The organism is Paenibacillus cisolokensis (assembly GCF_050481165.1).
Lineage (GTDB): Bacteria > Bacillota > Bacilli > Paenibacillales > Paenibacillaceae > Paenibacillus_AH > Paenibacillus_AH cisolokensis.
In genome coordinates this window covers 1-1,534 of sequence record NZ_JBCNFP010000026.1, presented here as the reverse complement: position 1 = coordinate 1,534, position 1,534 = coordinate 1, and the positions used below count along the sequence as shown (strand labels likewise).

General features: G+C 48.3%; 1 protein-coding gene. It reads left to right on the top strand.

The features are described 5' to 3' along the window. Nucleotides 1–225: 225 nt before the first annotated feature. Nucleotides 226–1,446 (top strand): IS110 family RNA-guided transposase, encoded by a 1,221-nt coding sequence (locus ABEV74_RS04690; RefSeq protein WP_430143767.1) that lies wholly within the window; start codon nt 226–228, stop codon nt 1,444–1,446. Nucleotides 1,447–1,534 lie beyond the last annotated feature (88 nt).

The following is a 1,534-nucleotide window of genomic DNA, read 5'->3' as shown; positions in this document are numbered from 1 at the left end:
ACCATCAGATGATGAAAATAGGGTTGATGCGGTATAATTTTCTTACGGCTGGCGAAGGTAGGTCGTGTTACTATGGTGTCTCGAACCCGCAGGATAGACTGATCACAGCGACCAGGTGCACCACAGATTGTTGCTCCCATCTGGGAAGCACGCAAGATAGAATAACCTTGATATGGTTGTTGCACCAGCCTCTAAATCCAGCAGCCGTAGAAAGGATGAACACTCGTGAGAGTGGTGTACAAACATTGCTGCGGACTTGACGTGCATAAGAAGAACGTTACGGCATGCGTTCTTACACCGAAAGGCAAAGAGATTCGAACTTTCGGTACAATGACAGATGACTTGATGCAGATGGCCGACTGGATCAAAAGTCATCGTTGTACCCATGTGGCAATGGAAAGCACCGGTGTGTTATGGAAGCCCGTGTACAACATTCTCGAGCTTGAAGAACTTCAAGTGATGGTGGTGAATGCTCAGCATATTAAGGCAGTACCGGGACGTAAAACCGACGTGAAAGATGCCGAATGGATTGCGAATCTTTTGCGGCACGGTCTGCTACAGGGCAGCTTTATACCGAATCGAGAACAGAGAGAGTTGCGCGAACTGGTCCGTTATCGCCGAAGTTTGATCGAAGAACGTTCCCGAGAAGTCAGCCGGATTCAAAAGGTACTGGAAGGAGCGAATATCAAGCTCTCTTCGGTGGCGACGGATACACTTGGTGTATCGGGCCGGGCTATGATTGAAGCCATGATCCAAGGGATCGAGGATCCCAAGGAGTTATCCGAGTTAGCCAAGAGACGGTTAAAAACCAAGAAAGATGACCTCCAGCGTGCGTTACAAGGGCTGATCGGGCCGCACCAGAAGCTCATGCTAGACGCCCAATTGAAGCACATTGATTTTCTCGACGAGCAGATTTCCAAATTGGATGAAGAAGTTAAATTGCGGATGCTCCCTTTTGAGAAAGACCTGGAGCGATTGGATACGATTCCCGGTGTCGGTCGACGTAACGCTGAACAGATATTGGCTGAAATCGGTACCGACGTAAAGAATCAATTCCCATCTGCTGCCCATTTGTGTTCGTGGGCCGGGATGGCTCCAGGTAACAATGAAAGTGCCGGGAAACGAAAGTCCGGTCGAACACGAAAAGGAAACAAGAAGCTGCGTCATGCGCTAGTCGAAGCGGCGCGAGCTGCCGCAAGAACCAAAAACACGTATCTTTCTGCTCAGTATCATCGGATTGCCGCTCGTAGAGGGGCCAATCGTGCTGCGGTAGCTGTAGGCCATACTATTTTAACCATCGCCTATCATCTTTTAACTCGAGAGCAAGACTATGTTGAACTCGGAGCCGATTTCTACGATCAACGTAGAAAAGATATTGTAATCAAACAGTCGATCAAACGATTAGAGTCTCTGGGAGTCAAAGTCAGCATCGAACAAACGGCCTAATTCTGGTGCTGAGGTATATAGCCAACACGAGACCCTTCGAAAAAATGGAAAAGGTAAGGGTCTAGTTTCGTATTGCCTAAAAAGTTAC